Origin of the sequence: Burkholderia sp. Ac-20379 (genome assembly GCF_017104645.1) — a bacterium.
Taxonomy (GTDB): domain Bacteria; phylum Pseudomonadota; class Gammaproteobacteria; order Burkholderiales; family Burkholderiaceae; genus Burkholderia.
Genome location: NZ_JAAGPF010000525.1, coordinates 1 through 3,418 on the forward strand (window position 1 = coordinate 1; position 3,418 = coordinate 3,418).

The window sequence follows — 3,418 nt, forward strand, 5'->3', positions numbered from 1 at the left end:
ACACCCCCGCCAACCCTCTTTCCCTACACGCCGCGCTCCCGGTCGGCCTGCCGGGCCACCCGCCGCGCCTTCGGCCCCGCCTGCCGCCGCGCCGGCCGCCGCTTCGCCCACGGCTGCGTCGCCGCTCAGGCCCATCGAGCCTTCACCCTTGGCGAGATCGCCCAGCGATTGCGCCACCGTCTTGGCGTCGCTGAGGCCGCGATGCACGTCGTCGATGGTCTGGCCGGCGTTCTGGCCGCTGCCGGTCGCGCCCGTGCCGTCCGAGCCGGTGTCGCCGCCGCTGCCGGCCGAGGTCACGCCGCCCGCGTTCTGGAGCTGGCCCGCCATCTGCTGCATTTCCGGGGGCACCGTCTTCTGCAGGTAAGCCGACGTATCCGGGTCGGCGGCCAGCTTCTGGATGTCCTGTTGCAGCGCCGCCACCGTCTTGTCGACGTTGCGCAGCTTGTCCGAGCCGCCGGCCTGCACGTCCACCAGCGTTTCCATCAGCTTCACCATCACCGCGGCCTTCTGCTGCGGCGAGTAGTTCTGCGGGTTCTGGATCACGTCGCCGTTCAGGCTGCTGATATCGGTGTTGCCGGTGATGTTCTCGAGGCTGGCGTTCTGCAGGAACTGCTGCGAACCGGCCTGCGTCGTCGGCGCGTCGTCGGACAGGAAGTGATCGAGGTTGGTCGCCGAGAACGTCTTGTCGCGCTTGCCGGTGGCCTTGTCGTCGCCGGCGCGGTCGAGATCGTCGATGCCGCCGTCGGAGCCGAAGGTCTGCGCGGCCGACTTCAGCGCCGAGCTGAAGCCCGAGTTCTTCTCGAGATCCTCGACCTGCTGCTGGGTCGTCAGGCCGCCGCCGCTCTTGCCGCCGCTCGAGTAGTTGTTGCCGTTCTTGCCGCCCGACTTGTGACCTTCGGATTCGCCGGCGATCGCGTTGTAGGCCTTCAACAGGCCGGCCGAGCGTTCGACGTTGACCGAATCCGCATCCGCGTCGGGATGCTTCTTCATGTAGTCCTTGATATCGGAATCGGCCTGATCGAGGTTGGTGCTGACCTGGCCCATGAAGCCCTGCATCTTCTTCGTGTCGATCGTGCCGTCGGACTTCATCGCGCCGGTGTTCTGCAGCGCCGTCTTCAGCGACGGGTTGTCGTTCACGAACTGCATGGCGGCGGCCGTCTGCGCCTGCGTCGGCGGGTTGCCGTTCGCATCGGTCTTGCCGCTGAGAATCTGCATCGCGGCCAGCGGACGCTCGAGCGACACGCCCTGATCGGGCGACGCGAGATCGGACCACTTCTGCAGATCGGATTGATCGTTGGTTTCGCTGTATCCATCCAGCGCCGCGTACTTGCCGTCGTCCGACGAGGCCGAAGCCGCGCCGCCCGCCGCGCCGGACATGTCGCCGGCCCCGCCCGTCGCGTCGAGCGCCGAGGACGGATCCGACTGCGGCATCTGAAGGCCGCCGCTACCGCTGCCGCTCGCGGGCGACGAGTCGCCGCCGGCGTCGCCGCTGTTGCTCTGCTGCTGTTGCGCAGCCTGCATCAGCGCCTTCACCATCTGCTGGAGCTGCGAGTTGAGGTTTTCCATCATCTGCAGGCCGGACTGCATCCCGCCCGATGAATCGTTCGTGCCCGTCATCGACGGATCGTTGACGGTCTGGGAAGAATACGAGGAGAGGGATGAGAGCGAGGTCATGGAACGCGGTACCGAAATGTAGGAATAGGAAACGCGGGGCAGCATGGCCGCCCCGCGATGACGCACCCGACTGGCGATCCGGCCCGTTCCTCGCGGAGCGGGCCGGACGCGAGCCTTACGCGTTGTCGTCGTCGCTGTCTTGCGCCTTCGGCATTTGCAGACCGCCCATGCCGCCCATCATGCCGAGGCCCAGGCCCATACCCATGCCGCCGCCCATACCGCCCATCATGCCGCCCATGCCACCCATGCCGGCCATCTGCATGAACATTTCCGGCGAGATGCCGCTGTCCTGCTGCGGCGCCGACGACGAAGCCGCCGAGCTCGAGCCGGCCGTCGGGTCGGCGATCTCGCCTTGCGCGGCCTTGTCGAGGTTGGCGATCGAGGTCAGGCCATCGGCGCCGGCCACGTCGTTCGTCTCGATGGCCTTGTAGGCATCCGGGTTCGCCAGCATGAACTTCGCGGCGTTCTGCACGTCTTGCGAGGTACCCGACGGCGGGTTCGTCGCCAGTTGGTACAGCGCGTTCGGGTCCATCGTGCTCATGCCCTTGTCGTGCGCGTACGCGGCGAGTGCACCCGCTGCGGACTGCATCGTCATCGGCGAACCGCCCGTGGCATCGCCGGCACCGGTGGTGTCGCCCGCGCCCGTCGTGTCGCCGGCCGCATTCGACGCGCCCGCGCCAGTGTCGCCGCCGACGTCGCCCGCGCCGCCTGCACCGCCCGCACCGCTGCCGACGTTATCGGCACCGCCTTGCGCGGCCCACTGCATGTCGCCCTGGCCGGCAATGCCGTCCGCGCCCGCGACGTCGTGCGTTTCGATCGCCTTGAACGTGTCCGGATTCGCCAGCATGAACTTCGCGGCGTTCTGCACGTCTTGCGACGTGCCGGCCGGCGGGTTCATCGCCAGTTGATACAGTTGGTTCGGGTCGATCGAGCCCTGGCCGTTCTGCGACATGTAGGACGCCAGCGCGCCGGCAGCCGATTGCGCCGTCATGCCGCCGTCTGCCGCGCCCGCACCTGCCGCGCCGCCGACACCACCGGCACCGCCTGCCGCGCCGGCACCGGTGTCGCCGCCGACATCGCCCGCGCCGCCCGTGCCGGCACCAGCACCCGTACCACCCGTCGAACCGCCGCCGAGCTGCTGCGCCAGTTGCTGGGCCTGCTTCAGTTCCTGCTGCATCTGGCCAATCATCTGCTGCATGAGCGAGCTCGTCATCTCATTGAGCTTCTCGTTGGTCTGCTGCAGCAAGGGCATGATCTGCGATGCCAAGGCCGACGCGTTACCCGCGCCGGACATCGGATTCAGATTGCTTGAAATTGCGCCTGCGACTTCCATGTGAGGCCTCCTGTAATGGGTCCGAAGTAGACGTCGTGCGTTTACGCCATACGCCTCCCTGTCACAGGTGGCGCTATGCCGTTGCCAATGTTAGTCAACGGCTGCGCGGCAAAACTTCGGTAATCCGAACGTCCTGCCGGAAATGCGAAGCACGAGCGAGGGATGCGCCACCATCGCAGCCATGCACGAAGGTGTCGGTGCGTGTTGCCGCGCAATGCTTCGTGTCGACGCGCGCGTACGTGCCCCGCTTACTGTCTGATAAGGGCTTACCGACTATTCGATCGCGGCCATGCACGCTCTTCCGTTCGTCGACCGCCTCCGGGCATCGCAGGCTCTCGCCCCGGCGAACCCGCGCCGCATGCGCCTTTTCGCTCCGGCCGCAGTCGCGCTGCTCGCCGCCCTGGCCGGCTG

3 protein-coding genes are annotated in these 3,418 nt (G+C 67.6%); all 3 read right to left on the reverse strand.

Translation table 11 applies throughout. The features are described 5' to 3' along the window. Window positions 1-1,674 (reverse strand): type III effector HrpK domain-containing protein (locus tag G3N92_RS32270; RefSeq protein WP_241015160.1); only part of this gene is annotated, 1,674 nt, incomplete at its 3' end. A gap of 115 nt (window positions 1,675-1,789) precedes the next feature. Beyond that, complete coding sequence (locus tag G3N92_RS32275; protein WP_241015161.1) at window positions 1,790-2,926, reverse strand: hypothetical protein; 1,137 nt, start codon at window positions 2,924-2,926, stop codon at window positions 1,790-1,792. A 175-nt stretch (window positions 2,927-3,101) separates the two neighbouring features. Then, window positions 3,102-3,418, reverse strand: a 317-nt coding sequence (locus tag G3N92_RS32280; protein ID WP_206131589.1) for a hypothetical protein, incomplete at its 5' end; no start/stop codon positions are given.